Below are 25,267 nucleotides of genomic sequence, written 5' to 3'. Positions count from 1 at the left end.
CCGGAGTATCATGAAGATATTCAAGGAAAAGCAGCATTCCTTTTTCCCGCGCCCGCTGGGTATTAGGGATAAGTTCTACCTCAGTGTCGGGGTGATGGTTTTTTTTGACCTTAATGATCCTGATCTCCTGCTCGATGAACAGGAACTCTGGAAGACCGTGCCGACCCAATTGGGACCAAAGCCGATTCTGGATCAGGGCGTTCCCAAGCCTCGTGGGGAGTTTCTTGTCAGCGGATCATGCTTTGCCCCGCGTGGGCAGACCCGTCCGGCTTCGCAGGTGCGGGTCAGGGTCGGGGCAAAGGAAAAGACGCTGAATATTTTCGGGGACCGTTACTGGAAAAACGGTTTGATCACTGAGCCGGAGCCGTTTGTGGAAATGCCTGTGGTCTGGGCCAATGGTTTCGGCGGACCTGACTATTCTAAGAATCCTCAGGGTAAAGGCATGGGCAAGATCCCTATGCCCGATGGTTCCGAGGCCGTTCCACTGCCCAATGTGGAACTGCCGCAGCAGCAGATCGGATCTCCGTCCCAGAAGCCGGACCCGGCAGGATTAGGACCGCTGGATCTCATGTGGCCGCAACGGGCGCAGAAGAACGGCACCTATGATGAAAGGTGGAAGAACGAACGTTGGCCTTTTTTCCCTGATGATATGGATTACGAGTTTTTCAATGCCGCCAGTGAAGACCAGTTTGTGGACGGCTATTTCAAGGGTGGGGAATCAGTTGAAATCAAGAATATGCATCCTGATTTTCCGCTGATTGAAAGCATGCTGCCCCGCTTGCGTATGCGTTGTTTTGTAACCGTAAATACAAAATTCAAACCGCATAAATTTCCGGTGGGGCCTCTGCCATCCCATCAGATACAAGATGATGAGGAGTTCCGCGAAGTAAGTACCCGGCTGGAAACTGTCTGGTTCTTTCCATCCATCCTGCGCGGGCTCCTCATCTATCGCGGCACCACCGAAGTTGTGGATGATGAGGGCGCAGACGTTTTGCGGGTGTTGATTCGTCATGAGGCACAAGACGAGGAAGCCAAGCCCATTGAACACTACCGGGATTTACAGATCAGTCTTCTTAATCGGGGAGTGGATATTGATATGTCCAAGGCCGAGGAAGTGATGCAGAAGGCTAAGAAATCTTTGCTTAAGATCAAGAATATTCCCAAATTTGCGGATGATATCCGCCAGAAGGCCCTTGGTAACCGTCCGGCTATGCCGCCTCAGGAACCGGAAGAAGTTATCGCCGGGGCGCAGAAAATGATCGCCGGACACTACAAGACATTGGACAATCTGGAAGCAATGGCCCGTAAGGCTCATGCCGAGCATGGGCATCTGGTAGAGATCAATCTCGGCATTTTCGATAAATTCCGGGGTAAGATTGCAGATCTTGAAAAAAAGCTGACAGCAACTGGAGCAAAGCTCTCCGCTACCAAAAAGCGGTTGGAAGCCAGCCGGGAGCAGGAAGTTAAAAAAGCAGCGGCCAAGCTCAAGGGGATTAAACCTGAGTATCTTAAGCAGAATGGGCTTGATCCAGATGATCCTATCCCGGCAGATTTTCCATTACATAAAAAGGTCAATCCGTGGCATGACCGTGGTTTTCCGATGGTGGCACGCTGGCGAAGGGCGTTGGAAAATGACCGGGATACCATGAAGAAGCTTACCGACCTCGGTATTGAGCGCAAGACCATCAAGCGTATGTGGTTGGGAGTGAACAGTGAAAGCCTGAACGAATTCACTGCGGATTGGGGGTTGGACGGTGATGAGGATTTTTCCGTTCCCGCAGGGCTGGTGCTGCCTCGTTTTGAGGGACCGGTGCTCAATCACATCAAGATCAATCCGGGTAATTTTGCAGATGGTAAAGCGCAGCTTGTTCCCGGATCGGATGAAGAACCGCTTTTCCTGCCCAGCGCAACGCTCATCGATTTGCCGACCATGCCTGCAGCTGCTGCGGCACCGGTGGTCTGCGTGGCTGATGAGCTGCAGGCTATGTTTATGGAGCAGGAGGTGGGTGATTTCTGTTCCATCCTGAGCCTTGGGTCACCTAAGGAAAAGCCGGGCAAGGATGCAGCCAAGGAATTGAAAAACGCACTTGCCGTGCTGGTTGTCCAGCCTGAAAAGTGGAATGCAGACAGCACACTGAGGAAAGAATGGGCCGACTGGCAATCCGCACTTAAGACCGCTCAGCCGTTGGAGTTGGAGTACGGATACACGGTTTTTGATTCGCGCAGGAAGGGCAGCGATATCCGCCAATGGGTGCTGGACCATCTGCCTGAAGAGCATGCCGCGGAACACGCTATGTCCATGAACATGCCTGCAAAGGGTGAACTTCCGGGCGGGGATTTTCTCAAAGGTTTCATGCCTCCGTTCCCTGATATTAAGGGTTTGTCCAAGGGCATCCGTGCCGAAGTCCAGAAAAGCATGGAGGCCAAGTTCGAGCCGCTTAAAGCCCGGCAGAGTGAGATGCTCAACCTGATGCGCGAGAAGGCCGAGAAATATGCCAAGTACGGAGCAGATCCTTCAAAAGTTGTTCTTGGGGCCGGCAAGTCTGAGCAGTCGCCAGCTGAAATGGGGAAGGAGTTTGCCGCTAAAATCAGGAGTCATGCCGCAGAGCTGAGCAAGACTAAGAAAATTACTCCTGAAATAGCCGCTAAAATGGAAGCAGAAGCTGCCGAGGCTGAAAAAGCAGGTGCCAAGCTTGAAGCCCAGAAGGCGGATCTGCTCAACAAGTTGAAGCTTAAGAAGATTGAACTTGGTGAGGGCCTTAAAAAGCTTAAAGCCAGGGAATTGCCGAAAGCAGGAGCAGCAAAGCTGGCCGAACACGGTCTCAGCGCAGACTCCCTGCGTGTGCTGACTCGTGAGGAAGTGCTGCGTTATCACGAGCAGGGCAAGTCCTTGGTCGGCGCAGTGCTCAGCGGGGTGGACCTTTCCGGTCTTGATCTCAGTGGAGCGGATTTGAGTAAATGCCAGCTTAAGAGAACGAATTTTAAGGACGCAAACCTCGATAAAGCCAAGCTGGTGCAGGCTTTGGCTATAAGAGCGGATTTCAGCGGGGCTTCCCTCCAAGGTGCAGATCTTGGTCGCGGTTTGTTTAATAAAGCCCTGTTCGCGGAAAGCAATCTTAGCGGAGCCAGTGCTGCACAGGCTGTGTTCAAGGATGCGCAGTTTCCCAAAGCAGTGCTGCATAATGCTGATCTACACATGGCTATTTTAGAAAAAACTGATTTCAGCGCAGCCGATCTCACAGGCGCGCGTATCAATATGTGCATGATCAGCGGCAGGGCGGATAAAGCTGATTTCAGCAAATCCAGTATCAAGAAATCCATATTCAAGTCTTCTTCGCTTACCCAAGCTGATTTCAGTGGGGCATCGGTGAACGAATCCCTGTTCAATGACGTAGATGCGCAGAAGGTAAATTTTACTGATGCCAATCTGGATAAGCTGCGCACCGGGCGCAATTCCAGTTTCAAGGATTCTGATTTTCGCAATGCCACTTTACGTGGTGCGGCCTTGCGCGAGTCAGATTTTACCGGATCTGATTTCCGGGGTGCGAACTTTGAAAACGGGCTGATAGATAATTCCCAAATGGTCCGGGCCAATCTTAACGGAGTTTCCGCCAAAGGAGCCCGTTTTACCAAGAGTAATCTTGAAGCCGCATCCATGCGGGCCGCGAATATACACATGGGCGGCATGCGCAAGGCCCGGCTGGTGGATACCGATCTGCGCGGTTCCAACCTTTTTGCCGTGGATTTTTACAAGTCGGTGCTTGGCGATACTCGTTTCGAAGCAGCCAATCTAAAGCGCAGCCAGTTGCACGGTAAACTCGAACTGCTGGATGACGACTCATGAGCACTCTCTCTCGCGAACAGATACTTGCGTCTATTGTTGATAATCAGACCTTGCATGACATCGATCTTTCCGGTGCCGATCTTTCCGGCGCGGACCTTACCGGGGGGCGTTTTCGGAATGTGAAGCTGAATGGTGCCGACCTTTCCGGTGCCAATATTCTCAAGACCGGGTTCAAAAAATGCGAGTTCAACGAAGCGCGTTTTGACGGGACCGACCTGACCAAGGTCAACCTGCAGGGTATGAGTTTTGTCGGAGCATCTTTCAAAGAAGCGAAAATACATATGGCGACCCTTCAGAAAACGGATTTCAGCGATGCAGATCTTACCGGGGCAGAACTGACATGGTCCATGGCCCAGCATTCCAGTTTCAAGAATGCGAACATGCGCTCGATGAAGATAGTCAAAACCGTGCTTTCTCATTCCGGTCTCGACGGTGCTGATTTTTTCGGTGCCAATCTGGACCGGGTGGTGTTTAACGGTTCTTCTTTCAAGGGGACCAAGTTCAAGGGCGGGACCTATTTCAAGATTATGATGCGTGAAGCGGATCTGGAGAATCAGGATATTTCCGGGCAGCTTTTTTCACAGGTGTTGCTGGATAGCGCCAATCTGCGCGGAGCCGATCTTTCCGGTGCGGACCTGACCATGTCCAATTTTATGGGTGCGGACCTGACCGCGGCCAACTTGTCAGGGGCAACATTGCGCAGCTGCATGCTTAGCGGAGCAATTCTGCGTGAAGCTGATTTTAGTCGTGCAGATTTAACCAAGGCTTATCTGGGCGGTGTGGATGCAACTATTGCCGACTTCAGCGGTGCGATTATGGTTCATGCCATATTTGCCAAGGCGATTTGTCAGGCTACAAAATTTGTCGGGGCAAGTTTGCAACATTCTGATTTTTCGCACGCAGATCTGACCCATGCGGATTTCAGCAGGGCGTCCATGTACCGGGCCAAGCTGCATCGTATAATTGAGAAGGATACGCATTGGGACGGAGCGTCCCTGATTATGCTGCAGGGTACGGATAAGGATATGGAGGAAGCCGAAAACTGGGTGCATGGTTGATGCCTCCCAAAACTTTTTATCAGCCGCTTTGCGGCGGTTTCTAGCGTAGTATGAGAATATAATTAATGCGGTTCTTCAACGATGGAGGATATATGAATAATCTGGCGAAAAAACATGAAACGGTTACACCTCAGCTTGAGTATGGGCGGGTGGTTTTGGCTGATGATGGTGTGGTTGTTGAGACTTCCCTTGGAGAACTTGAAGCGCAGAAGGCGGTCAGTTGTCTGGTCAGCCCGGAAGCGGGTGACAGTGTGTTGGTATCCATTGATGCACAGGGCGTGGTCTGGATTCTATCGGTTCTGGCAAGGGCAGCGGAGACGGCGACTTCTCTGGAAATCGATGGCGATGTTACTTTGCGCAGTAAAAATGGGAGTCTGACCATTGCCGCTGATGATGAATTGAATTGCATCAGCGACAAAGTGGCCCTGCATGCCAATGATGTGGAAATTTCAGCAGGAAAGATCTCGCTTACCTCGCGTTTGTTCAGCAGCAATATTGAACGGGTCAAGAAGGTTGCCGGGAATGTGGATGAGGTCAGCCGGGAATTTACCCGCCGGGTGGTCAATTATTTCCGTTTCACCAGGGAACATGAGGATTGTCAGACCGAGTCCCGGCGTCAGCTGGTGGATGAAACCCTGACCATACAGAGTAAAAATACCATGATTGTTTCAGAGGAACATGTAAAGATTGATGGTGAATTGATCCATATGGGTTAAAAATCAAGGAGTATCATATGTTTGCGCTTACCATGGGAGCAGGTATGGATATGGGGTTCCCGGATGTCTGCCTGACCCCTGCGGGTCCTGTTCCGGTGCCGGTTCCCTACCCGAATATTGCCGAGTCAGCTACATCGGCCCCGGCAGCATACAACGTGCTTTGCGATTGCATGCCCACCCTGAATCAGCTCTCGCTTGGACTGGTCAGTGAAGGCGATGAACCGGGCGTGGAGATGGGAGTTGTTTCGCATCTGGAGTCCGGGCAGACGGAGTACATTGTCGGCTGCATCACTATCCTTGCCGACGGCATCCCCGTGCAGCGGCTGACCAGTGTGACCGGGCAGAATTGTCTGGCTGTGTTGCCCAATGCCCCCGGTATCTGCTCTGTTCCAAGTCAGGTGACTGTTTTAACGTTAGGATGATGCCTCCGGCGGCTGGGGAAGGGAAACTTTTGCAAAAGTTTCCCTTCCCCAGACCCCATCCCTTCAAAACCTTTTGATAGGGCTTCGTCGTTATTAGCGCAAAATTTGTAGTTAACAGGTTAATTTAAAACAGCTAAAAGTTTTAGGAGAGTCCAGAGAACCCTTTTTCAAAAGGGTTCTCTGGCCCTCGGAGAGCCGCCGGAGGCAACACATGTCAAAAAGTATCTTCATATCTATTCTTGAAAAAGACGAAGCCAAGGGCAAGGGTCTTTTCCAGACTGTGACCCGGTACGGATTGGGCGTGAACGGTCATTTCTGGTCTGATAATCTGGAAAAGATGGAATGGGCCGGACCTATCGGTGAAATGGATAAGCCGGAAGTCGGTGTCTGGCTTATCAAGGGCGGCAAGAGCAGCTATGAAAATCCTGAAATCCGTTTCGGTCTGGGATTGCTGGCAGCTGCTGTTCAGGCCCGGCGCGGACATGGCTTTCCGATCCTGTGTATATGTGATGACGGCGAACTTGATCCTGCAACACTGCCGACCATGCTGCGCGGTGCGGAAGTGGTGGACGGGGCCAAGCTTGGCGCCAAGCTTGCGGCCAAAGCCAATATGCCGATCAAGAAAGTTGAGTCTGAATACCGTTTTGACCTTTATCCTTTGCCCAGTCTGGGATTGTGGATTGAAGTCGGCCCAGCTCCGGGTCATGAATGGAAGGGGGCACTGCTTGGCGTTAGCAACGGTGATATCGGCGCGCACGGTGTAGGGCCTGCCGGGCAATTGCCGGAAAAATGCGTGCTCAATTATCCCATGAAGGGCTTGAAGATGGAAATGTCCGGCAAGGATTTCATCGGCTGGGCCGTGAAAAATGAATTGGGCGAGAACGAATCCTATTTCGTCAAAGTAACCGGAACACCGGACGCAATGATCTTCGGCGAATTTCCGGAAGGAGACGATGCTGAGTTTTATTCGTTGCAGCTTAAATAGTTAAGGTTGATAACTTTAAAAAGCGCGTAACGCATCAAATTACCAATTGAATCCAAAACTGATTGGCGCATTTCCGGGCAGAATTTCTGAGCCCGGCGTTATTGTGATTTCAAGGGGAATCGTCTCAGCGGACGGTTCTCCTTTTTTAATGCTCAAATCCTGAGGTGCCGGGTAGCCCTGCTGTTGCAGAAATAGGGACACGGTTTTGGTTAGCTGTGGTTCAAGATCAATGAATTCTTTACGTTTTTCAGTAGAGAGCAGAATAAGGAAATGGATCAGCCTAGAAAGATAGAGCCTCAGGTTAAGCGGTCCGCCATCGATGGATACTGCACCGAGCAAAAATGCCTGATCTCCGTTGAAGGCCAACACGTTCAGACCTGCCAGACGAAAATCCTTGATCCGTTCCGTTCCCAAAGGAGGGGAGACCGGACTTGGTCTGGGTCCTTCGGCAAGGGGCAGTCCTTCCAAACGGGTGCTGGAATGGTTACCGAAAAGCGTGGCCCGGTCATTTTCAGCTAGGCTGCGTGTGCAAAGAGCCGCCACGGCCCATACAGAGCTTGTCCATAGCGGCCCCCGTTCGGAAAGAGATGTGTTGTCGTATCCAGCTTCCGGGATGTGCATGGTCCTGCCCATTATCTGTCCGGCACAGGCCATTATCCACCCAGCGGAAGTTTGCTGGCGCAGGGTTTTCCAGCGTCCGTATTCAGGTCCCTCCAGCAGGGAGGGGATGAAGGGCAGTTTGTCTGTTTCCGCCCAATTCTCCAGCCCGAGGAATTGTGGCCCGAATCCAATGATTGCCGGGGTCAGCATGGATTCAGAAAAAGTCATGATTTTTTCTAGCTTATCTATAGATCGGGGTGAGTTGCTCAAGTCCATATCCAGCAGGATCAATCCGGGAGGAACTTCGGCAGATTCTCTGTTCAGCCTGTCCAGAACCGGGATCAGGTTGCTCTCGGAAATGGGGATGAGGTTGAATTCAACATTGACCCTGCAGCCGGAAGAAAGTTGTCTGGCCGGCAACTCCAAGCCCCGCCATGCTGCTTCCATTTTTCTGAAAACAGGGTCGGTGAAAATTGCCTTCAGCAGTTCATTTTTAGGGCGGTCCTGTTTTTCCGGGCTGCCGAATGACTCTTGCTCCTGCTCACCGCTGCTTACCATGGCAAGAATATCATCCAGCACGGCAGATTCTTGTGGGGATTGCTTTGTTTGTGGTTGCGGAAGGACGTTTTCCGTCATCCGGCTGATGATATTTTTGAATTCCGGGGTGCGGCTGATGTTTTTGGGCCGGAAATCGGCCAGTTTGCTGATGGAAATATTGATTGATGCTGTGGGAAATATATTTCGGTTCAGGGGAATGTCGAGGCTGGGATTAAGCTGGGCCAGAGCCTGATCAATGGAGAAAGGGTCTGTGTTGATGCACGGGGGATTGTCTGTTTCCAGTGCCGGGGAGAAAGGGGCCAGTACCAGAATTTTGAAAGGCGGAAATTCAATATGCATGGAAACCTCGCTGCGGTTATATTGCAAATATAAATTGGAGTCATCGTAACGTATATTGGTCTTCTGAGGCAACAAAGTGTTGCTCTTTTGTGCTTAGATTACATCTGTCGTCGACATAAATTTATTTTCCGTGTAAATTGATATTAAGTACTGAAATCTCTTTTGGTGGCTCCAACTATGCAATCGGAGGACGGATAGTGCGCGGCAGATTACTGATACTCCTGTTATTACTGCTTGTGGCGGTTTGCAGTTGCGGTGGAAAGAAAAAACCGGTCAATCCCACAACTGTAACCACTCCAGCTTCAAGTCCGGAGCAGATGAAGTGGACTTACCAGATCAATTCTATTTCTTTTAAGCTGGGTGTGGATAAGAATCTTAATGAATATGACGGGGCACCGCATACTCTGTTGCTCTGTTTTTATCAGCTTTCAAACTTAAGCAAATTCGATGAATTGGCCGGTACTTCTACCGGTGTTGAGAAAATGCTCAACTGCACCAGCTTTGACCATAGCGTAACTCAGGTTAAACGCGAATTCGTTCAGCCGGGACGTAATGCGACCATAACCATGGATCGGGCCGAGGGGACCAGGTTCGTTGGTGTGGTAGCCGGATATTTTGATTTGCAGGGCAAGGCATCGCGTACATGGCAGATTCCCATGAATGTTAGCGAAACCGGAATGTTATGGTGGAGTGATACCTGGTATGCCCCGGCAAAGCTGGATGGCATGCTCATTCTCGGTCCTCATGAAATTCAGAAGGTGGGGGAATAGAAATATGCATGCTGACAAGCCGCTTTTCTGGCATCAGGGTTTATTTCTGCAGCCGCAGCATTTTCAGCTTGCGGACCTGCACCAGCTGCATAGGTTCAGGGCCATGCGCCAGTATGGTCTGCCCTACTTCTGGGGCGTGGCCGGGCTTAAAATCCGCAAGGGAGCACTGGAGCGGAAAAAATTTGAGGTTAGCGAGATTGAAGTTTTTTTTGACGACGGACATCTGGTTACTTTTCCGGGTAATGCCCACATTGAACCACGTTCCTTTGAAAATGCGTGGGAGGACGGTGGCAATCCGTTCACGGTTTATCTGGGGCTGCGTAAGTGGGACCCGGAAGGTGGCAATGTCACACAGGTTGAGGATACTACCGCTTCGGTGAATACAATGTACGCCGTTTCCCCGGACCCGGTGGAACAGCCGGATTTACTGGGTAGCGGACCTCCGGCGCAGCTTAAGCCCATGCGTTATGTTCTGCGTTTGTTCTGGGAAGATGAACTGGAAGATCTCGGGGCTTACAATATAATCCCGCTGGCACGGCTGGATCGTGACGTGCAGGATATACGCATTGATGAAAGTTTTGTTCCGCCGTGCATAACCCTTACCGCCTCCAGATGGCTGAGGCATCTTTTCAGTGATATCAGCGATCAGGTTGTTTCGCGTTGCCGCAGACTGGAGCAGTATAAAAATCCCGCCGGACTCGGGTCCGGTGATCTTGATTTTACTTCTACTGTCTTTCTGCTGGTGCTGCGGACCCTGAACCGATACGCCCCGCAACTGGAGCATTTTGCTGCGGCCCCGCATATCCATCCGTGGAATGCATTCGGGCTGCTGCGTCAGATAATCGGGGAACTCTCCTCTTTCTCGCGGGAGATGTCCGCTCTTGGTGAAGGGCCGGACGGGCAGAAGGTTCTGCCGGATTATGACCATGAGAATATCGGTCCCTGCTTTGAAAAGGCCCGTGAGATCATAACCAATATTCTGGACAGCTTGACTGCCGGACCTGAATTCATGAGCCAGTTTGTGTTCAGTGATCCTTATTTCAGCGTAGAATTGCCGGAGCGGGCTTTTGCCGCAGGAAACAGTTTCTGGCTGTTGATCAAGACTGAGAATCCGGAGCAGGCCCTACCGGAACTGCTGAATATCGCCAAGCTTTCGGCCACTCACGGTATGAGCAATCTGCTGGCCCGTGCGGTTCATGGAATAGGCATGATTCATATGGATAACCTGCCTCCCGGACTGCCGAAAACCAAGGGGGCCTTGTGTTTTCGCATTGATACCGAGTCTCCCCATTGGGAGGATGTAGTAAAATCAGGCAGCCTTTCCCTTTATTGGGACAGCGCCCCCAAAGACTTGGCTGTCTATATCGCCGCCATGAGGGGGTGATGATGCATCTTTCGGATTGCTTTCTCGAACTTTTCACTTACATCAGGCTTTTGACCGGGACTCCTGAATTGGCCGGGGCTGACTATGAGCAGGTACGTGAAGATGTGAGAACTTTGATTGCCCGCATGGATGACCGCAGTGATCTGCTGGGTGTTTCTGAAGATATCTATAATGATGCCCGTTTCGCGGTTTTTGCATGGGCGGATGAGGCCGTGCTGGTTTCAAATTGGTCCGGGGTTCGCGAATGGCTGAAACATCCTTTGCAACGGGAGTTCTATGCAACGTCCAATGCAGGGGAGGAATTTTTTGAGCGTTTGGATAAATTGTTTAATCGCAATAACGGACCGGTGGATCAAAGTCTTTTTGCGGATATGCAAAAGGAAGATGCCGGTCCAGAAAACGGTAAAGTAAACCGGGAAACTGAAGTTTTGGAAGTTTACGCCCTATGTCTTTCTCTTGGCTATACAGGTAAATATTTCAGTGAATCCGGCGAAGAACATTTGAAGAAGTTGCGCCGGGAGTGTGTGGCCCGCATTTCCGGCGGGGGAAGAACTCTCGGGGGGACGGCGTTCCCGAAATCTTACGGAACCGGAGAGACTGCACCCCGCAGATGTTGTTACGGGCGGATACTTGATCCGGTGGCGTTGATATTCTTGATTTTGCCGGTATTGATTACCGGCGGGATGTATCTGGCTTATAAGGTTTTGCTTGAGCATAGTTTGCAGCTCTGGTTCGGCTGATTTCTAAGGGGTAACAAGGCGAAAGCATGAAGAAATTCCTACTTAATCTGCTCAAGATTGTTTTTCTGGTGCTGCTTTTTGTGCTGGCGGCAGTGGGCTCTTACGCCCTTGTTACCTATATGGGCTGGCCGTGGTGGGCCGGAGCCAGTCTTTTCGGCGGAGTGATCGGGCTGGTCGCCGCGTTCTTTTTTATCCGTAAGTGGATGTTGCGTCGACGGGAGAAGAGATTCGTCAAGCGTATCGTGGATCAGGATGATTCCGCTATTGCAGCCGCTCCGCTACATGAGCGTTCTCGTTTACAGGAATTGCAGTCCCGCTGGATGGAGGCCGTACATCTGTTGCAGAATTCTCAACTGCGCAGGCATGGCAATCCCCTTTATGCTCTGCCGTGGTATATGATTTTCGGCGAATCTGATTCCGGCAAAAGCACTGCTGTGTCCAGCAGCAGGCTCACTTCCATCCTTTCTGATATAGGTCCCACCCCCGGTGTATCAGCCACCCGTAATTGTGACTGGTGGTTTTTTGAAGAGGCGGTCATCCTTGATACTGCCGGGCGTTACGCTATTCCCCTTGATGAATCGCGGGACAAGGAAGAGTGGGAGAAGTTTTTGACCCTGCTGGTCAAATACCGCAAGCGCGAACCGCTTAACGGCCTGATCATCACCCTGCCTGCCGATCGTCTGCAGTCCGGCGATGAAGACAGCCTGCATGAATACGGGCGCAGTCTGCGGCGTCGAATTAACGAGCTTATGCGCGTACTGGGAGTGCGTTTCCCGGTTTATGTGCTTCTTACCAAGATGGATCTGGTTTTCGGGCTAAAAGGGCTGGCTGAAGTACTGCCTGCCGAGGCCCGGTCTCAGGCTATGGGCATGGTTAACGAGACCGAAGTTTCCGATCCCGAAGAATTCGTGAACATTGCCGTAACCGGTGTTATCGAGCGTTTGCGCGAATTACGGGTGAATCTGCTCGAGCGGGAGAACAGTTTTGACCCCGCTTTCCTGCTCTTTGCCGATGAACTGGATCGTTTGCGGCCTCGCATTAGTGCTTTTGCGGACGGTGTATTTGAGGATAACCCCTATCAGGAACAACCTTTTTTCCGGGGGATTTATTTTTCCAGCGGAGAACAGAGCGGTGAGCAGAGTTCTGCTTTTCTGGACAGCCTTCCTTCTTTGGAAAATGTCCAAAAAAAACTTCCCGGAACCAGACAGGGCTTGTTTTTGCATGATTTCTTTTCAAAAGTTCTGACCCGTGACCGTAACCTCTTCACCCCCATCATTGAATTTCTGAAATGGAAGCTGCTGACCCGAAATCTGGGCATGCTGGTCTGGTTGCTTTTACTTTTTTTTATCTGCGGTTTGTTCAGCATGTCTTTTCTGGGCAATCGTCGCGCTTTGCATGATTTGTTTACCGCTTTTCCAAAGCCGCCTGAATTCTCGGAAAATATTGATGAGCGAATTGTGGAGATGGAAGGGTTCCGTCAGAAAATTTTACATTTGCATGAGCTTAATTCCGGGTGGTGGGTACCCCGCATGGGGCTGGATGTCAGTCTTGAAGCAGAGCAGAAGGTTCAGCAGCTTTATGTTGAAAAGTTTGATTCCGTCCTGCTGAAGCCCGTGGATGAAAAACTGACCCGAAGCATTGAAGGCTTACATGCCGGTTCTTCGGAACAGGACATCAGCGATTTTGTCAAGCTGCTCGGCTGGCGTATAGATTTGCTTGATGACCGGATTGAGGGGAAGAAGTCAAAGCCGTTGGCTCCGTATGAACTTCCTTCTGGGCAGGCCATGTCCGTTGCGGTGCAGAATTTCGATCCGGACTTGATGAAATATTATGCGCAGACCTACAGCTCCTATCTTGATTGGGGGCGTGATGTTGAAACGTTAAAAGAACAGCGTCTGCTTTTACAGGCAAGGCTGGCTAAGGTCTTCAGCCTTAAGGGAGCTGATTTTAAATGGCTTGTGGACTGGGTTGATGCAAATCCCGAAGTACAGCCGGTCGTTCTGCGCGATTTTTGGGGTGGTCCGCGTCTGCATTTTGAAAATGAAGTCCATGTACCCCCGGCGTATACGGATACCGGGCGCAAAATGCTTGAAGATTTCCTTGCAGAATTGCGCCGGGCCATGCCGGATAATTCCGGGTTCGGCCAACGTGAAAAGGATTTCTGGAGCTGGTATGCCGAACAATTCTACCGGGCATGGTATTCATTCTCCGAACATTTTTCCGAAGGCGAGCGGCAGCTGTTGACCAAGGACGATTATATCAACATGGCCCATACCATGGCCAATCCTGATAACCCGTATTTTAAACTTCTGGGCAGGATGAAAGAAGAGTTTTCGTCCATCAAGGGACTGGGGACTCCTCCAGAGTGGGTGACCGACCTTTTTGATTTTAATATTGTGCTGGTCCAGTACAAGGCAGTCAAAGCCAAGGGAGTGGAAGAGTCTTCCCGGAAGGCAGAGGAATCTCTACGTAAAATTGTGGCTGATCTGGGTGGAACAATGGCCAAAAATATTGAAGCCCGCATTGAGGGAGCCAAGCAGATTGATGACTATATGAAGGTGTTAAATGATTTGGCCGGTTTTACTACCAGTCAGGAGACTGCGTTTAAAAGCGCGGCTGCCCTTTATCCTTCCAGCGGACAGGGAGCAGGGGCCGGCAGTGCGGAAGGCAAATCCGGTGAAGGAGCGGTCAAGAAGAACCCTGTGGACGGGGCTACCCGGGCGATGGCTGCATTGCGGACCCGTATGCACGGTGGCGGGCAGGGTACCCATACGTTCTGGAACCTTGTGGCTGGTCCGCTTGAATTCATGGTTTACGTGATCACCATGGAGGCCTCCTGCGAATTACAAGAGCTTTGGGAAGGAAAGGTACTTGCCGAGACAGCTCATGTACCTGCGGATAAGCTGCGGAGTACTTTGTTCGGCAAGAGTGGAATTGTAGACAAGTTCACCGCAGGCAGTGCAGCGCCTTTCCTGAGTAAGGGAGTCAAAGGCTGGCAGAGCGAGCAGTGGCTGGGCATTCCCTTTCCGTTTCGAGAAGAGTTCTTTGTTTTCTTGAATGATGGTGAGCAGGGAGCGCAGGAAATCCAGCCCGAATACAAGGTAGGCATGTCAACTATCCCGACTTCCGTTAATTCCAACGCTACTGAAGAACCATATGCTACTATGCTTTCTCTGGAATGCGGCAGCGGAAAGCAGGAATTGGTCAACTACAACTATTCAGAAAAGATGGTCTTTAAGTGGAAACCGGATCAGTGCGGCACCACTACCTTGACTATCCGTTTTCCGGGATTGGATCTGGTCAAGACTTATGAAGGCAGTCTGGGGTTTGCTAAGTTCTTGTCAGAATTCCGCAACGGCGAGGTCAATTTCACTCCCGATGATTTTCCTGAACAATCCAAAGGGCTCAAGGGGCTGGGAGTTGAGAGTGTGAAGGTCGGCTATAATTTCGATGGGGCTGTTCCGGTTATTGAAGTCCTGCAGATCAAGCCATTGAATGTTCCGAATTTCATAACCGATTGCTGGCAGAATTAAGGAGGCGGATGTGCTGACTGTTTTCTACAGAAGATTCTACATCCTGCTTTTCCTGATCTGGTTCGGGGCGGTGGGGAGTTTGTTTGTCCTTTCCGTATGGGGAGATTTCGATACATTTATTAATGATTTCAATCTTCCTTCCCGCATGGCAGTCAATGGGACTCCCGTGAGTGCAAATGGTTCGGAAACTTTTATGCAGGCCGCAAAGGAGGAAGTAACTTCCATTCGCCGGGAAGTTGTGCATGATGTCCACAAGGTGGAGCGTGGGTTGAAGCGGGATTTTCTTGAGAATAAAACGGTTTCTGATCCTGTCGAACAGGAAATTAAGGACGATCTCGCTGCTAACCGTACCCGGACCGGGGCTGAGCCAACTGAAATTGTTGGCAGCGCTGGTGTGTTGGAAGTCTTGGAATTTACGCATACTGATGATCAGTTTCTGGCCCGGTTGCAGACCAGCGCCAAGGTGGGACGGGTGACTTATTTCTGGATGGACAATCCTTCCAAGCTGGTGGTGGATCTACGTGGTAAGTGGCGGTATTCTGTGCCGCGGGTAACGGACCTGCTGTCCGGTTTCGTTGGTCAGGTTATATTGGGTAGGCATCCTGACCGTCTGCGGCTGGTTTTTAATTTCCGTGATCCGAATGAAAAAAGAGGACCTTCACCGCAATTGATCCGTACTCCGCGCGGGCTGGATATTGTGGTTGCTATTCCTGCTTCCGAAGAAAAAACAAAGCCTTGACTGCTGTCATTTTATGAATGTGTGAGGCGTACTTTTTGATCCGGTTGCGGCTTTTGCCATGGGGTTATTTAGAAAGTTCTTGACAGCTTTATGAAAATGGATTTCATTTTCATAATGTCAAATGAAGCAGAAAAAATATTTATTGATTACCTTGCCGCAAATGGGTTGAGCATGACCCCTCAGCGTAAGGTGATAGTTGAGACTTTTCTTGAAACTGAAGGCCATTTTTCAGCCGAGGAGCTTTTGGGTTTTGTTCAACTAAAGCTTCCTGAAGTAGGATTGGCAACTGTTTACCGGACATTAAAGCTGCTTGTAGATTCCGGGCTGGCAGATAGTCTCGATTTCGGGTGCGGGGTTGCGCTTTATGAGCACTCTTACGGGCATGAACATCATGACCACCTTATCTGCATACGGTGCGATAAAAAAATTGAGGTTCTGGATGATGTCATTGAGCGCAGGCAGGAGGAGTTGGCCAGAAAAAACGGTTACACTCTGACCCGGCACCGGATGATTTTATTCGGGCTTTGTCCGCAATGCCGGGAGCAGGAAGAATGAACTTTTTTTTGAAATCGGCAGTCAACACCTTCAAATTTTATGGGTAATTGCTAAGCATGAATATGCTTTTGCTGTACTATGCGAAAAGGCCTGTTTCATTCATGAAACAGGCCTTTTCGCATGATTAATGGTAATCTTAAGTTTCAGGGTCGCCGTGGCGTGAGCATTTAATCAGGACTTCGGTTACGAATTTAGCACTGTTGTTGGTTGTCCAGTAGTCAGTGACATACCGTTCGAAGGATTCCTCCCCAAGCAGGTAACCGTTGTTTGCAGCCCAGCGTTCCATTTTTAGGTAAGTTTTGTTGATGTCCTTGTGGTCTCCAAGGTGGTAGCAGGAGATCATCATGTCCCCGCCGAATTCGTATTTATATTCTTCGCTGCAGGGTATGACTGTTTTTTGCAGCATTTTGATTTTTTGATCTTCTCCTTCAACGCGGTTTTTGCGGGATGAAAAATTGATGATGACCGGTCCGGTTATCTCGTTATTCATGTCCTCCACGTGTTGGGTGAATTCCAAATTAATGATTGACCATTGCAGGTCGAGTTCAAATAACTGGTCCTGAAAAAGCAGGTCGCTGCTTTCAATATATTTGATAGAGACTTCATTGATGTTGTTATCAATGACCATTTCTGCTTCACGAACCAGTTCATACCAGTCTTTTACTGATACGTACTTTCGGCGTATTCTTTCCTGTTCCTTCTCCAATTCCCTGATTTTGGAGCGAAAAGAATGTTGAATGGATTTGAATACGTGTTGTGCGCTCCCCTCAATGAATTCTTTCATTTCTTCAAGGGTAAAGCCCATTTGTTTGTAATATTTAATAACCGGGACCGAAAGCAGGGATTCCCGGGTGTAGTACCTATAGTTGTTGTAATCGTGTCGCTGCGAGGGGATGAGGTTTATCTGGTCGTAGTAACGGAGTGCTTTTTTGGAAATGTTGCAGAGTTTGCTCATCTCCCCGATGAAATAGCGTTCCTTGTACTTCACTGGTCTCTCCTCCAGTTCTTATGGTCCGGTATTTCGGAGATTAATTCAACAGAATCTTCACCTGCGCTGCTATAATTTACATATCACGTTAAAGAGGGGAGCGCTCTCTGCGAGACCGCTCCCCTTGCTTCAGTGAGGTCTTGGCTATCAGCCTTTAATATATTTATTGATTGTTTCGGCTCCTTCAGCGTGGGCGCGGTAGTAGACGCGCAGTTCCTGATTTGAGTCGAGGTCGAAGCGGGATTCTTCGATGAGTCCGTTTGCTTCGGCTGTCATCAGGGCGTTGATGACAGATGGTTTCTTGAAGGCTTTGAAGGTGCCGTACTGATCTTTAAGGGCGTCCATAACGCAGTCGGCGCAGGCTTCTTCAACTTTGGTAAAGTGCTTCAGGATGGCGTAGTTAAGGGGAATCATTATGCTGCCTCCTCATTGTTCTTGAACAGGTCCATGGGGTTCATAGAGATGATGAAGATACCGATTACCATGATGATTGCTGCTGCCCATGCGACGGGAGGCATTGCCCAGCCTTCCATGCCCATGGCGATGCCGAGTACAATCCAGCAGCAGAAGGGGCCCCAGAAAGAGAAAGTACCGTTGCAGGACATGCCGAGAGCAGCACCGCACATGGCGTTTCCTTTGTACCAGTACATGAAAGTCAGGTATGCTGAGAGTCCGGCCAGAACAAACCAGATCATGGCTTCGCTGTCGCTGAAAGACTGTGTGACCATGTTGAAAGTATCAACGTGGGCGATGAAGCCGAACAGGGGAACGAGGATGAAAAGGTTGGAGAAACCTGCGGTAACCTGACGGATGGTGATGCCGATTTCAGGATCAATCATGGAGGTTCCGTAACCGCAGACACAGCCTTCAATCCCCCAGCAAACTGCAGCAAGGAAACCGAAGAAAAGGCCTATCAGAAGGTTGGGGCCGCCTGCACCGTCAAGGCTGGTGGAGCCGATCATGAAGCTGGCACCGAAGCATATAGCGATACCGAGCAGCATGCGGGCGTTGAGCTCCTGCTTAAAAAGGATGCGGCCGAGGATGGCTCCTACTGCCGGGCAGAGCGCGGCAATGGGTACTACCAGAGATCCAGCAAGCTGCAGACCAACAACATAAGCAGTACTTGCCAGAGGTCCGCCGATGACGGCAGCGGCAACCATAACCATGCCGGGTTTGGTTTTGATGCAGCGTACAAAGTCTTTAAAGCGTCCGCGGAAACCAGCAATACCTACAGCCCAGACCGCGCTGCATGAGTCGGTGGTTGCCGCGCCGATGGCACTTAAAAGATACATTACAGTAAATGCAGACAGTCCCGAATTTTCACCGTACCACTCTGCCCAGATCCCTTTGGACATGCCCAGAGTCATGAATGCGGTATAAAAACCGTACAGCAGTCCGGAAAGAAGGGCGATAACAATGCCCTTTCTTTTAAAACTGGTAGCCAGCTTGTGCTTTGCAGCGACGGCTGCCGGGTTTATTGCAACGGTTGCTTCCCCCATGCTCGTCTCCTTAATCATTAAAAGTTAAACTGAAATTCACACCCGTATCCCTGCATTCTCGTCACTGCTCTAATCATTCGCTTCCACATCGCAGGGAAAACATCCTTCCCCTAACGGGAAGGTACTAGTCCTTAAATTTATATCCTTTCCCTTAAGGGGAAGGTCAACGCGCTTTTTCAGAATAACTTTGAAAGCCCCCTGATAATGTAGGTTTGACTATAGGTAAAGAATTAAAAACTTCCATTATCTCAATGCCTTATCTGGTTGTTAAATAAAAAAGAAAATATTTCTCGAATATTATTTTCCAAAATAGTTATTTGACGATTGATAGCAGTCTTTATGCGCTCCGGTTAGGTGAAAAATTGGTTTTGGTGTTCAGTCAATTTTATTTTTTTGTATGTGCATGAAGTCGGCTTTGATGTCTTGGTTAAAGTTCATAACTGAATTTCAGTTCAACCTAATCGGGAAACGTTGAGAACTGATTTTTTCGAGGAACTATTGTGTGGTCACTGGAATTGATTCTCGTAATCACATCTCTTAGGTTCTTACGAAAATGTAACTCAAAAAAAGTGTTGATTTTTAATGTCTTACAAAAAAATGTGCTAAAAATGTGAAATCTCTGTTGACCTTCCCCTTTAGGTCAGGGGCTAGGCTGTGAGCAGGATGTGGAAAAGGTGGATTCTTAAGACAAGCATCCGTCAAAAGTCATAAGTCATGGTTTTGAACTGAAATACCAGCTCAATGGAGATTACATGAGGTATCAAGGCGAAGAGGCTCTCGGGCTTATCGAAACTCTCGGAATGGTCCCGGCCATCGGCGGCGCGGACCAGATGCTCAAAACAGCAGATGTTAAACTCGTCGGTTATGAAAATATCGGCTCCACCCTTGTGGCTGTAATGGTCAAGGGTGATGTTGCGGCAGTCAAGGCTTCTGTAGAAGCCGGCTCTGCTACTGCAGCCGAAATTGGGAAACTTACTGCCCATAACGTTATGCCCCGTCCGATTCGCGGTGTCGGTGACATTGTGTCAGTCCATGGTGTGGAGACCTCGGAATCTGATGCTTCCGGACCTCGCCCCCGGGCAATGGGCCTGATTGAAACGTTCGGCATTGTTTATGTGCTTGAAGCGGCTGATGCCATGATGAAGGCCGCTGACGTTGAACTCGTCGGTTATGAAAACGTTGCTTCCGGATATATTTCCGTACTGGTTCAGGGTGATGTCGCAGCCTGTCAGGCCGCTGTTGAAGCCGGTGTAAAAGCTGTGGAACGGATGGAAGCCGAAGTCTACGCTTCCCTCGTCATCCCCACTCCCCATCGCGATCTGGAACAAATCACCAAGATTTACGCAATCGATAACCTGCTTCCCTAATTGGGAGTGCAGGGGAAGCCGGATAGTTAAAGAACGTTTCAGTCCCGGAGAAAGGTGTAAGCGATGATTGTTGACAACGATTTACTCTCCATCCAGCAAGCCAGAATTCTGGCGGAGGTAGCCCATGAGGCCCAGAAAAAGCTGGCGACCTTTCCGCAGGAAAAGCTTGACGAAATAGTCGAGCGGATTGCGGATGCGGTTGAGGAGCATGCCGAAGAGCTGGCGCTCATGTCTTACGAAGAGACTGACGGCGGAAAATGGCAGGACAAGCTGATTAAAAACCGCTTTGTCTGTAATCAGGTCCGCAAGGAACTGCGCGGTATGCGCTGCGTTGGTGTCATCAATGAAGACCCGCAGAAAAAGATAACCGGCATCGGTGTTCCTGTCGGAGTTATCGCTGCCCTTTGTCCAGTGACCGGTCCTGTTTCTACTACGGTCTACAATACCCTGATTGCTATCAAGTCCGGAAACGGTGTTATTTTTTCCCCTCACCCGGGTGCAGTAAAAAGCATCAGTCGGGTTCTGGATATCATGATCGAAGCCGGAGAGGGCTGCGGACTTCCTGAAGGCTGCCTCTCATATCTGGAGACTGTTACCAAGAGCGGAACCCGTGAACTTATGAATCACAGGAATATCTCGCTGGTTATGGTTACCGGAGTCCCCGGGATGATCCAATCTGCCCAGCAGACCGGCAAACCGGTTATCTACGGGGGAACCGGCAACGGTCCGGCATTTATTGAACGTACTGCCGACATTGGGGTGGCCGTTCAAGACATCATTGCCAGCAAGACTTTTGATAACGGGATTGCTCCCTCAGCGGAGCAATCCATCGTTGTTGATTCTTGTGTGGCCGAAGATGTGCGCCGGTCCCTTCGTTCCTGCGGGGCATATTTCATGTCTGAGAGCGAAGCTGAATCCCTTGCCGCACTGTTCATCGCTCCTGACGGACAGCGCAGGAAGGGGATGGCCGGGCAGCCTGCGCCGGTGCTGGCCCGCAGAGCCGGGTTCAGCGTACCGGAAAATATCACCGTACTGGTGGCGGAACGTAAGTATGTTTCTGACACCGATCCCTACTATAGAGAATTTCTTTCCCCTGTACTGGCCCTTTATGTGGAGGACGACTGGATGCACGCCTGTGAAAAGTGCATCGAGCTGCTGCTTCACGAAAGGAACGCCCATACTCTGGTCATTCATTCCACTGATGAGGACGTGATTTTCCAGTTCGCCTTGAAAAAGCCCGTTGGCCGCCTTCTGGTCAATACCCCGGCAGCTTTTGGCGGCATGGGTGCCACCACCAACCTGTTTCCTTCCATGACTCTGGGCAGTTCTTCTGCCGGATTCGGGATTACTTCCGACAATGTTTCCCCAATGAACCTCATTTATATCAGGAAGGTTGGTTGCGGGGTAAGGCGTGCTGAGGAAGTTTTGGGACAGTCCGGTCACACAGGCGGTCGTAATAAAGCACAAGTAAACGATTCCAATATGGCACAGGTCATTCAACAAATCCTGCAAAAGGCCATAGCTGCCATAGATGATCCCGCGGATCGCTAAAGAATTAAATCCCTTAAACGGAGGAAATACAGTGGATCTTCAAAGTTTTTCCAACAAGCTTGCTGAAGCTACCAAAAACCTTACCCCTGAGGAACGTGCCTCGCTCAAGAAGATTTTCGAAGGCGTATCCGCAGAGGTTTTTAAAAACAAGGCAGAGCAGCCTGTAGCCGCTGCTGCCTGCGTCAAGACCGACGGTATTCCCGAAGGTCCTACCGAGCGTCACGTTAAACTGAAAGAGAACTTTCTCAAACAGGTTCCTTCCGTCAGCGTACACAGTGCCCGTGTTATGACTGAGATTGCCAGAGAGAATCCCGGTCTGCCTGCAGCCCTCCTGCGCGGGAAAAGTTTCCGTGCCAGCTGCGAAACCGCACCTTTGGTAATTCAGGATCACGAACTTATCGTCGGTGCTCCCACCGGCGCCCCCCGCACCGCTTCTTTTTCTCCGGAAATCGCGTGGCGCTGGATGCGTGATGAGCTTGATACCATCGCTACCCGCGCTCAGGACCCATTTTATATTTCCGAAGAAGATAAGAAGTACATGAAGGAAGAACTTTTCCCCTTCTGGGAAAATAAATCCCTCGATGAATACTGCGAAGGCCAATATCGCGAAGCCGGACTCTGGGAACTTTCCGGTGAATCCTATGTTTCCGATTGTTCCTACCATGCTGTAAACGGCGGTGGCGATTCCAACCCCGGTTACGACGTTATCCTGATGAAAAAAGGCATGCTCGACATTATTGCCGAAGCTCAGGAACACCTTGACCATCTGGATTACGCCAACCCCGAAGATTTCGATAAGATTTACTACTACAAGTCTGTAATCGACACTGCAGAAGGTGTTATAATCTACGCCAAGCGTATGTCCGAATATGCAGCAGAATTGGCAGCCAAGGAAACCGATCCTAAACGCAAAGCCGAACTGCTCAAGATTTCCGAAGTCAACGCCCGTGTTCCCGCACATAAGCCCGAGACCTTCTGGGAAGCTATTCAGGCTGTCTGGACAGTTGAATCTCTGCTGGTTGTTGAAGAAAACCAGACCGGTATGTCCATCGGCCGTGTTGACCAGTACATGTATCCCTTCTTCAAGGCTGACCTCGAAGCAGGCCGCATGACCGAGTATGAAGCATTTGACCTTGCAGGGTGCATGCTCATCAAAATGTCCGAAATGATGTGGCTCACCAGCGAAGATGCTTCTAAATTTTTCGCCGGTTACCAGCCTTTCGTAAACATGTGCGTGGGCGGTGTGACCCGTGAAGGTTTTGATGCAACCAACGACCTGACATATCTGCTCATGGATGCGGTACGTCACGTGCGTATCTACCAGCCCTCACTGGCTACCCGTGTTCACACCAAGTCTCCCCATAAGTACCTGAAGAAGATTGTGGATGTTATCCGTTCCGGTATGGGCTTCCCCGCAGTTCATTTTGACGATGCCCATATCAAGATGATGCTTGCCAAGGGCGTTTCCGTAGAAGATGCCCGTGATTATTGCCTGATGGGTTGTGTTGAACCCCAGAAGTCTGGTCGTCTCTACCAGTGGACTTCCACCGGTTACACCCAGTGGCCTATCTGCATTGAGCTGGTCCTGAACCATGGTGTCCCCCTCTGGTACGGCAAGCAGGTTACCCCGGACATGGGGCCGCTTGAAGCTTACGATACTTATGACAAATTCGAAGCTGCCGTAAAAGAGCAGATCAAATACATTACCAAGTGGACCAGTGTCGCTACTGTCATTTCCCAGCGCGTTCATAGGGAACATGCTCCTAAACCTCTCATGTCCCTTATGTACGAAGGCACCATGGAGTCCGGCCGTGATGTTTCCGCAGGCGGCGCCATGTACAACTTCGGTCCCGGAGTTGTCTGGTCCGGTCTTGCAACTTACGCCGACTCCATGGCCGCCATTAAAAAGCTTGTTTACGATGACAAAAAGTACACCCTTGCCCAGCTCAACGAAGCTCTTGTTGCAGAATTCAAGGGTTACGACCAGATCAAGGCCGATTGCCTTGCTGCCCCCAAGTACGGCAACGACGATGACTACGCCGACATGATTGCTGCAGATCTGGTTCACTTCACCGAGGCCGAGCACCGCAAGTACAAGACCCTGTACTCCGTACTCAGCCACGGAACCCTGTCTATCTCCAACAACACCCCCTTCGGTCAGCTGCTTGGCGCATCCGCCAACGGTCGTGATGCATGGATGCCTCTTTCCGACGGAATCAGCCCGACTCAGGGTGCGGACTACAAAGGCCCGACCGCCATCATCAAGTCTGTTTCCAAGATGGCTAACGACATGATGAACATCGGCATGGTTCACAACTTCAAGATCATGTCCGGTCTGCTCGATACCCCCGAAGGCGAGAACAGCATCATTACCCTGCTGCGTACTGCTAACGCTCTGGGTAACGGTGAAATGCAGTTCAACTACCTCGATAACGAAACCCTGCTTGATGCGCAGAAGAATCCCGACAAGTACCGCGACCTCGTTGTTCGCGTGGCCGGTTACTCTGCATTCTTCGTAGAGCTTTGCAAGGATGTTCAGGACGAAATTATCAGCCGTACCATGCTGAATGAAATCTAAGACAGGTAATTGATGCGCATCGCGCGTTGATAGGCGATTTCACCTATCAGGGAAGAAATAAAAAATCCTTCGGGATTTGAGTGTTCCATACAGCAAGAGAATTGAACCGTGATTGAAAGAAAAGCTCAGATATTCAACGTACAGAAGTACAATATGCATGACGGTCCGGGAGTGCGAACTCTCGTCTTCTTTCAGGGATGCCCCTTGCGCTGTGAATGGTGCTCAAATCCCGAGGGACAGTATAAAAAATACCAGATCCTCTACAAAAAGGATCAATGCGTAAATTGCGGAACATGCGTGTCCGTTTGTCCTGCGGGCGTACATAAAATTAATGCAGCAGGAAAACATTTCATCGACCGCGATGTCGAGTGCATCGGCTGCCGCAAGTGTGAAGAAGCCTGCCTCAAAAACGCCATGGCAATCGTGGGTGAATCAAAGACCATCTCCGAGCTGCTCGATATAGTTGAGGAGGATCGTCCCTTTTACGAAACATCCGGTGGCGGTGTGACCCTAGGCGGCGGTGAGGTTCTGGCCCAACCCGAAGCTGCGGCCAGCCTGCTGCAGGCCTGCAAACAGAGGGGCATCAATACCGCTATTGAAACCTGCGGCTACGCCCGTCCCGAAGTGTTCGAAAAAGTTGCCGGCTATGTTGACCTCTTCCTTTTCGATGTCAAGCACATGAATTCAGAACGGCACCGAGAACTGACCGGTGTGCGTAATGAAATGATTCTCGGAAATCTGATCTGGCTCCTTGAGAACAGGTACAACGTAAAGATCAGGATGCCCATGCTCAAGGGCGTCAATGACGGTGAAGATGAAATTCGGCAATTGGTTGAGCTGCTCATGCCTTATCAGGATCTTAAGAATTTTAAGGGGGTGGATCTGCTTCCTTACCACAAGATGGGTGTGAACAAATATACCCAGCTTGGTTGGGAATATCCGGTGGAAGGAGATCCCAAATTGAGCGATGCCGACCTCGAACATATTGAACGGGTCATCAGCCAATACAATTTTCCGGTCTCGGTGGTCAGACACTAGTCC

19 protein-coding genes and 1 pseudogene are annotated in these 25,267 nt (G+C 50.3%); 16 read left to right on the top strand and 4 right to left on the bottom strand.

Annotation, left to right across the window (positions count from 1 at the left end):
• The first annotated feature begins 10 nt into the window (after positions 1-10).
• The 5 genes from ACKU41_RS09770 (at position 11) to ACKU41_RS09750 (ending at position 7,025) form a co-directional block, all read left to right on the top strand.
• Positions 11-3,844: a DUF2169 domain-containing protein gene (locus ACKU41_RS09770; protein ID WP_321405208.1), complete on the top strand. Its 3,834-nt coding sequence runs from the start codon at positions 11-13 to the stop codon at positions 3,842-3,844.
• Complete coding sequence (locus ACKU41_RS09765; RefSeq protein ID WP_321405207.1) at positions 3,841-4,902, top strand: pentapeptide repeat-containing protein; 1,062 nt, start codon at positions 3,841-3,843, stop codon at positions 4,900-4,902. The genes ACKU41_RS09770 and ACKU41_RS09765 overlap by 4 nt, the downstream gene beginning before the upstream one ends.
• Before the next feature lie 92 nt (positions 4,903-4,994).
• Positions 4,995-5,618: a DUF3540 domain-containing protein gene (locus ACKU41_RS09760; protein WP_321405206.1), complete on the top strand. Its 624-nt coding sequence runs from the start codon at positions 4,995-4,997 to the stop codon at positions 5,616-5,618.
• A 17-nt stretch (positions 5,619-5,635) separates the two neighbouring features.
• Positions 5,636-6,040 (top strand): DUF4150 domain-containing protein, encoded by a 405-nt coding sequence (locus ACKU41_RS09755; protein ID WP_319777045.1) that lies wholly within the window; start codon positions 5,636-5,638, stop codon positions 6,038-6,040.
• 211 nt (positions 6,041-6,251) lie between these two features.
• Positions 6,252-7,025, top strand: coding sequence for a hypothetical protein (locus ACKU41_RS09750; RefSeq protein ID WP_321405205.1), 774 nt, complete (start codon positions 6,252-6,254; stop codon positions 7,023-7,025).
• A 39-nt stretch (positions 7,026-7,064) separates the two neighbouring features.
• Here the strand turns inward: ACKU41_RS09750 and ACKU41_RS09745 are convergent, their stop codons facing one another.
• Positions 7,065-8,522, bottom strand: coding sequence for a type VI secretion system contractile sheath domain-containing protein (locus ACKU41_RS09745; protein ID WP_321405204.1), 1,458 nt, complete (start codon positions 8,520-8,522; stop codon positions 7,065-7,067).
• A 197-nt stretch (positions 8,523-8,719) separates the two neighbouring features.
• Between ACKU41_RS09745 and tssJ the strand changes: the two genes are divergently transcribed.
• The 6 genes from tssJ to ACKU41_RS09715 all read left to right on the top strand — a co-directional run bounded on the left by tssJ (position 8,720) and on the right by ACKU41_RS09715 (position 16,243).
• Entirely contained in the window at positions 8,720-9,292 is a 573-nt protein-coding gene (gene tssJ, locus ACKU41_RS09740; protein ID WP_321405203.1) for a type VI secretion system lipoprotein TssJ, read from the top strand.
• 4 nt (positions 9,293-9,296) lie between these two features.
• Positions 9,297-10,676 carry a type VI secretion system baseplate subunit TssK gene (tssK, locus tag ACKU41_RS09735; RefSeq protein ID WP_319777037.1) on the top strand — a complete coding sequence of 460 codons (1,380 nt, stop codon included), beginning with the start codon at positions 9,297-9,299 and terminating at the stop codon, positions 10,674-10,676.
• Positions 10,676-11,416 carry a DotU family type IV/VI secretion system protein gene (locus ACKU41_RS09730; RefSeq protein WP_321405202.1) on the top strand — a complete coding sequence of 247 codons (741 nt, stop codon included), beginning with the start codon at positions 10,676-10,678 and terminating at the stop codon, positions 11,414-11,416. The genes tssK and ACKU41_RS09730 overlap by 1 nt, the downstream gene beginning before the upstream one ends.
• A 26-nt stretch (positions 11,417-11,442) precedes the next feature.
• A complete protein-coding gene (locus tag ACKU41_RS09725; RefSeq protein WP_321405201.1) occupies positions 11,443-14,949 on the top strand; it encodes a type VI secretion protein IcmF/TssM N-terminal domain-containing protein in 3,507 nt (1,168 codons plus the stop codon).
• A gap of 10 nt (positions 14,950-14,959) precedes the next feature.
• Positions 14,960-15,688: a hypothetical protein gene (locus ACKU41_RS09720; RefSeq protein ID WP_321405200.1), complete on the top strand. Its 729-nt coding sequence runs from the start codon at positions 14,960-14,962 to the stop codon at positions 15,686-15,688.
• Between the two features lie 114 nt (positions 15,689-15,802).
• Entirely contained in the window at positions 15,803-16,243 is a 441-nt protein-coding gene (locus ACKU41_RS09715; protein ID WP_321405199.1) for a transcriptional repressor, read from the top strand.
• 136 nt (positions 16,244-16,379) lie between these two features.
• Here ACKU41_RS09715 and ACKU41_RS09710 read toward each other — a convergent pair whose 3' ends face one another.
• The 3 genes from ACKU41_RS09710 to ACKU41_RS09700 form a co-directional block, all read right to left on the bottom strand.
• The gene (locus ACKU41_RS09710; RefSeq protein ID WP_321405198.1) at positions 16,380-17,231 is read right to left on the bottom strand and encodes a MerR family DNA-binding transcriptional regulator; all 852 of its coding nucleotides are present in this window, start codon (positions 17,229-17,231) and stop codon (positions 16,380-16,382) included.
• Positions 17,232-17,378: 147 nt separating this feature from the next.
• Positions 17,379-17,645 carry a hypothetical protein gene (locus tag ACKU41_RS09705; RefSeq protein WP_319777025.1) on the bottom strand — a complete coding sequence of 89 codons (267 nt, stop codon included), beginning with the start codon at positions 17,643-17,645 and terminating at the stop codon, positions 17,379-17,381.
• Positions 17,645-18,730: a hypothetical protein gene (locus ACKU41_RS09700; RefSeq protein WP_321405197.1), complete on the bottom strand. Its 1,086-nt coding sequence runs from the start codon at positions 18,728-18,730 to the stop codon at positions 17,645-17,647. Before ACKU41_RS09700 ends, ACKU41_RS09705 begins: the two co-directional genes overlap by 1 nt.
• Positions 18,731-19,482: 752 nt before the next feature.
• Between ACKU41_RS09700 and ACKU41_RS09695 the strand changes: the two are divergent.
• From ACKU41_RS09695 to cutD, 5 genes and pseudogenes are all read left to right on the top strand, one after another.
• Positions 19,483-19,671, top strand: a pseudogene (locus ACKU41_RS09695) (BMC domain-containing protein); the annotation flags it as partial.
• A gap of 141 nt (positions 19,672-19,812) precedes the next feature.
• Positions 19,813-20,097, top strand: coding sequence for a BMC domain-containing protein (locus ACKU41_RS09690; protein ID WP_394700667.1), 285 nt, complete (start codon positions 19,813-19,815; stop codon positions 20,095-20,097).
• 63 nt (positions 20,098-20,160) lie between these two features.
• Positions 20,161-21,648 (top strand): aldehyde dehydrogenase family protein, encoded by a 1,488-nt coding sequence (locus ACKU41_RS09685; RefSeq protein WP_321405196.1) that lies wholly within the window; start codon positions 20,161-20,163, stop codon positions 21,646-21,648.
• 31 nt (positions 21,649-21,679) lie between these two features.
• A complete protein-coding gene (cutC, locus tag ACKU41_RS09680; protein ID WP_321405195.1) occupies positions 21,680-24,226 on the top strand; it encodes a choline trimethylamine-lyase in 2,547 nt (848 codons plus the stop codon).
• A 108-nt stretch (positions 24,227-24,334) separates the two neighbouring features.
• Positions 24,335-25,264, top strand: coding sequence for a choline TMA-lyase-activating enzyme (gene cutD / locus ACKU41_RS09675; protein WP_321405194.1), 930 nt, complete (start codon positions 24,335-24,337; stop codon positions 25,262-25,264).
• Positions 25,265-25,267: the final 3 nt, after the last annotated feature.

The sequence above is a fragment of the Maridesulfovibrio sp. genome (assembly GCF_963678865.1).
Classification (GTDB): domain Bacteria; phylum Desulfobacterota; class Desulfovibrionia; order Desulfovibrionales; family Desulfovibrionaceae; genus Maridesulfovibrio.
This window is presented reverse-complemented; position numbering and strand designations above follow the sequence as displayed.

What these genes read in the sequence shown, in the direction of transcription:
- ACKU41_RS09770 (WP_321405208.1), top strand. Translation starts at nt 11, where the DNA reads ATGAAGATATTCAAGGAAAAGCAGCATTCCTTTTTCCCGCGCCCGCTG.
- ACKU41_RS09765 (WP_321405207.1), top strand. Translation starts at nt 3,841, where the DNA reads ATGAGCACTCTCTCTCGCGAACAGATACTTGCGTCTATTGTTGATAAT.
- ACKU41_RS09760 (WP_321405206.1), top strand. Translation starts at nt 4,995, where the DNA reads ATGAATAATCTGGCGAAAAAACATGAAACGGTTACACCTCAGCTTGAG.
- ACKU41_RS09755 (WP_319777045.1), top strand. Translation starts at nt 5,636, where the DNA reads ATGTTTGCGCTTACCATGGGAGCAGGTATGGATATGGGGTTCCCGGAT.
- ACKU41_RS09750 (WP_321405205.1), top strand. Translation starts at nt 6,252, where the DNA reads ATGTCAAAAAGTATCTTCATATCTATTCTTGAAAAAGACGAAGCCAAG.
- ACKU41_RS09745 (WP_321405204.1), bottom strand. Translation starts at nt 8,522, where the DNA reads ATGCATATTGAATTTCCGCCTTTCAAAATTCTGGTACTGGCCCCTTTC.
- tssK (WP_319777037.1), top strand. Translation starts at nt 9,297, where the DNA reads ATGCATGCTGACAAGCCGCTTTTCTGGCATCAGGGTTTATTTCTGCAG.
- ACKU41_RS09730 (WP_321405202.1), top strand. Translation starts at nt 10,676, where the DNA reads ATGATGCATCTTTCGGATTGCTTTCTCGAACTTTTCACTTACATCAGG.
- ACKU41_RS09725 (WP_321405201.1), top strand. Translation starts at nt 11,443, where the DNA reads ATGAAGAAATTCCTACTTAATCTGCTCAAGATTGTTTTTCTGGTGCTG.
- ACKU41_RS09715 (WP_321405199.1), top strand. Translation starts at nt 15,803, where the DNA reads ATGTCAAATGAAGCAGAAAAAATATTTATTGATTACCTTGCCGCAAAT.
- ACKU41_RS09705 (WP_319777025.1), bottom strand. Translation starts at nt 17,645, where the DNA reads ATGATTCCCCTTAACTACGCCATCCTGAAGCACTTTACCAAAGTTGAA.
- ACKU41_RS09700 (WP_321405197.1), bottom strand. Translation starts at nt 18,730, where the DNA reads ATGGGGGAAGCAACCGTTGCAATAAACCCGGCAGCCGTCGCTGCAAAG.
- ACKU41_RS09690 (WP_394700667.1), top strand. Translation starts at nt 19,813, where the DNA reads ATGGGCCTGATTGAAACGTTCGGCATTGTTTATGTGCTTGAAGCGGCT.
- ACKU41_RS09685 (WP_321405196.1), top strand. Translation starts at nt 20,161, where the DNA reads ATGATTGTTGACAACGATTTACTCTCCATCCAGCAAGCCAGAATTCTG.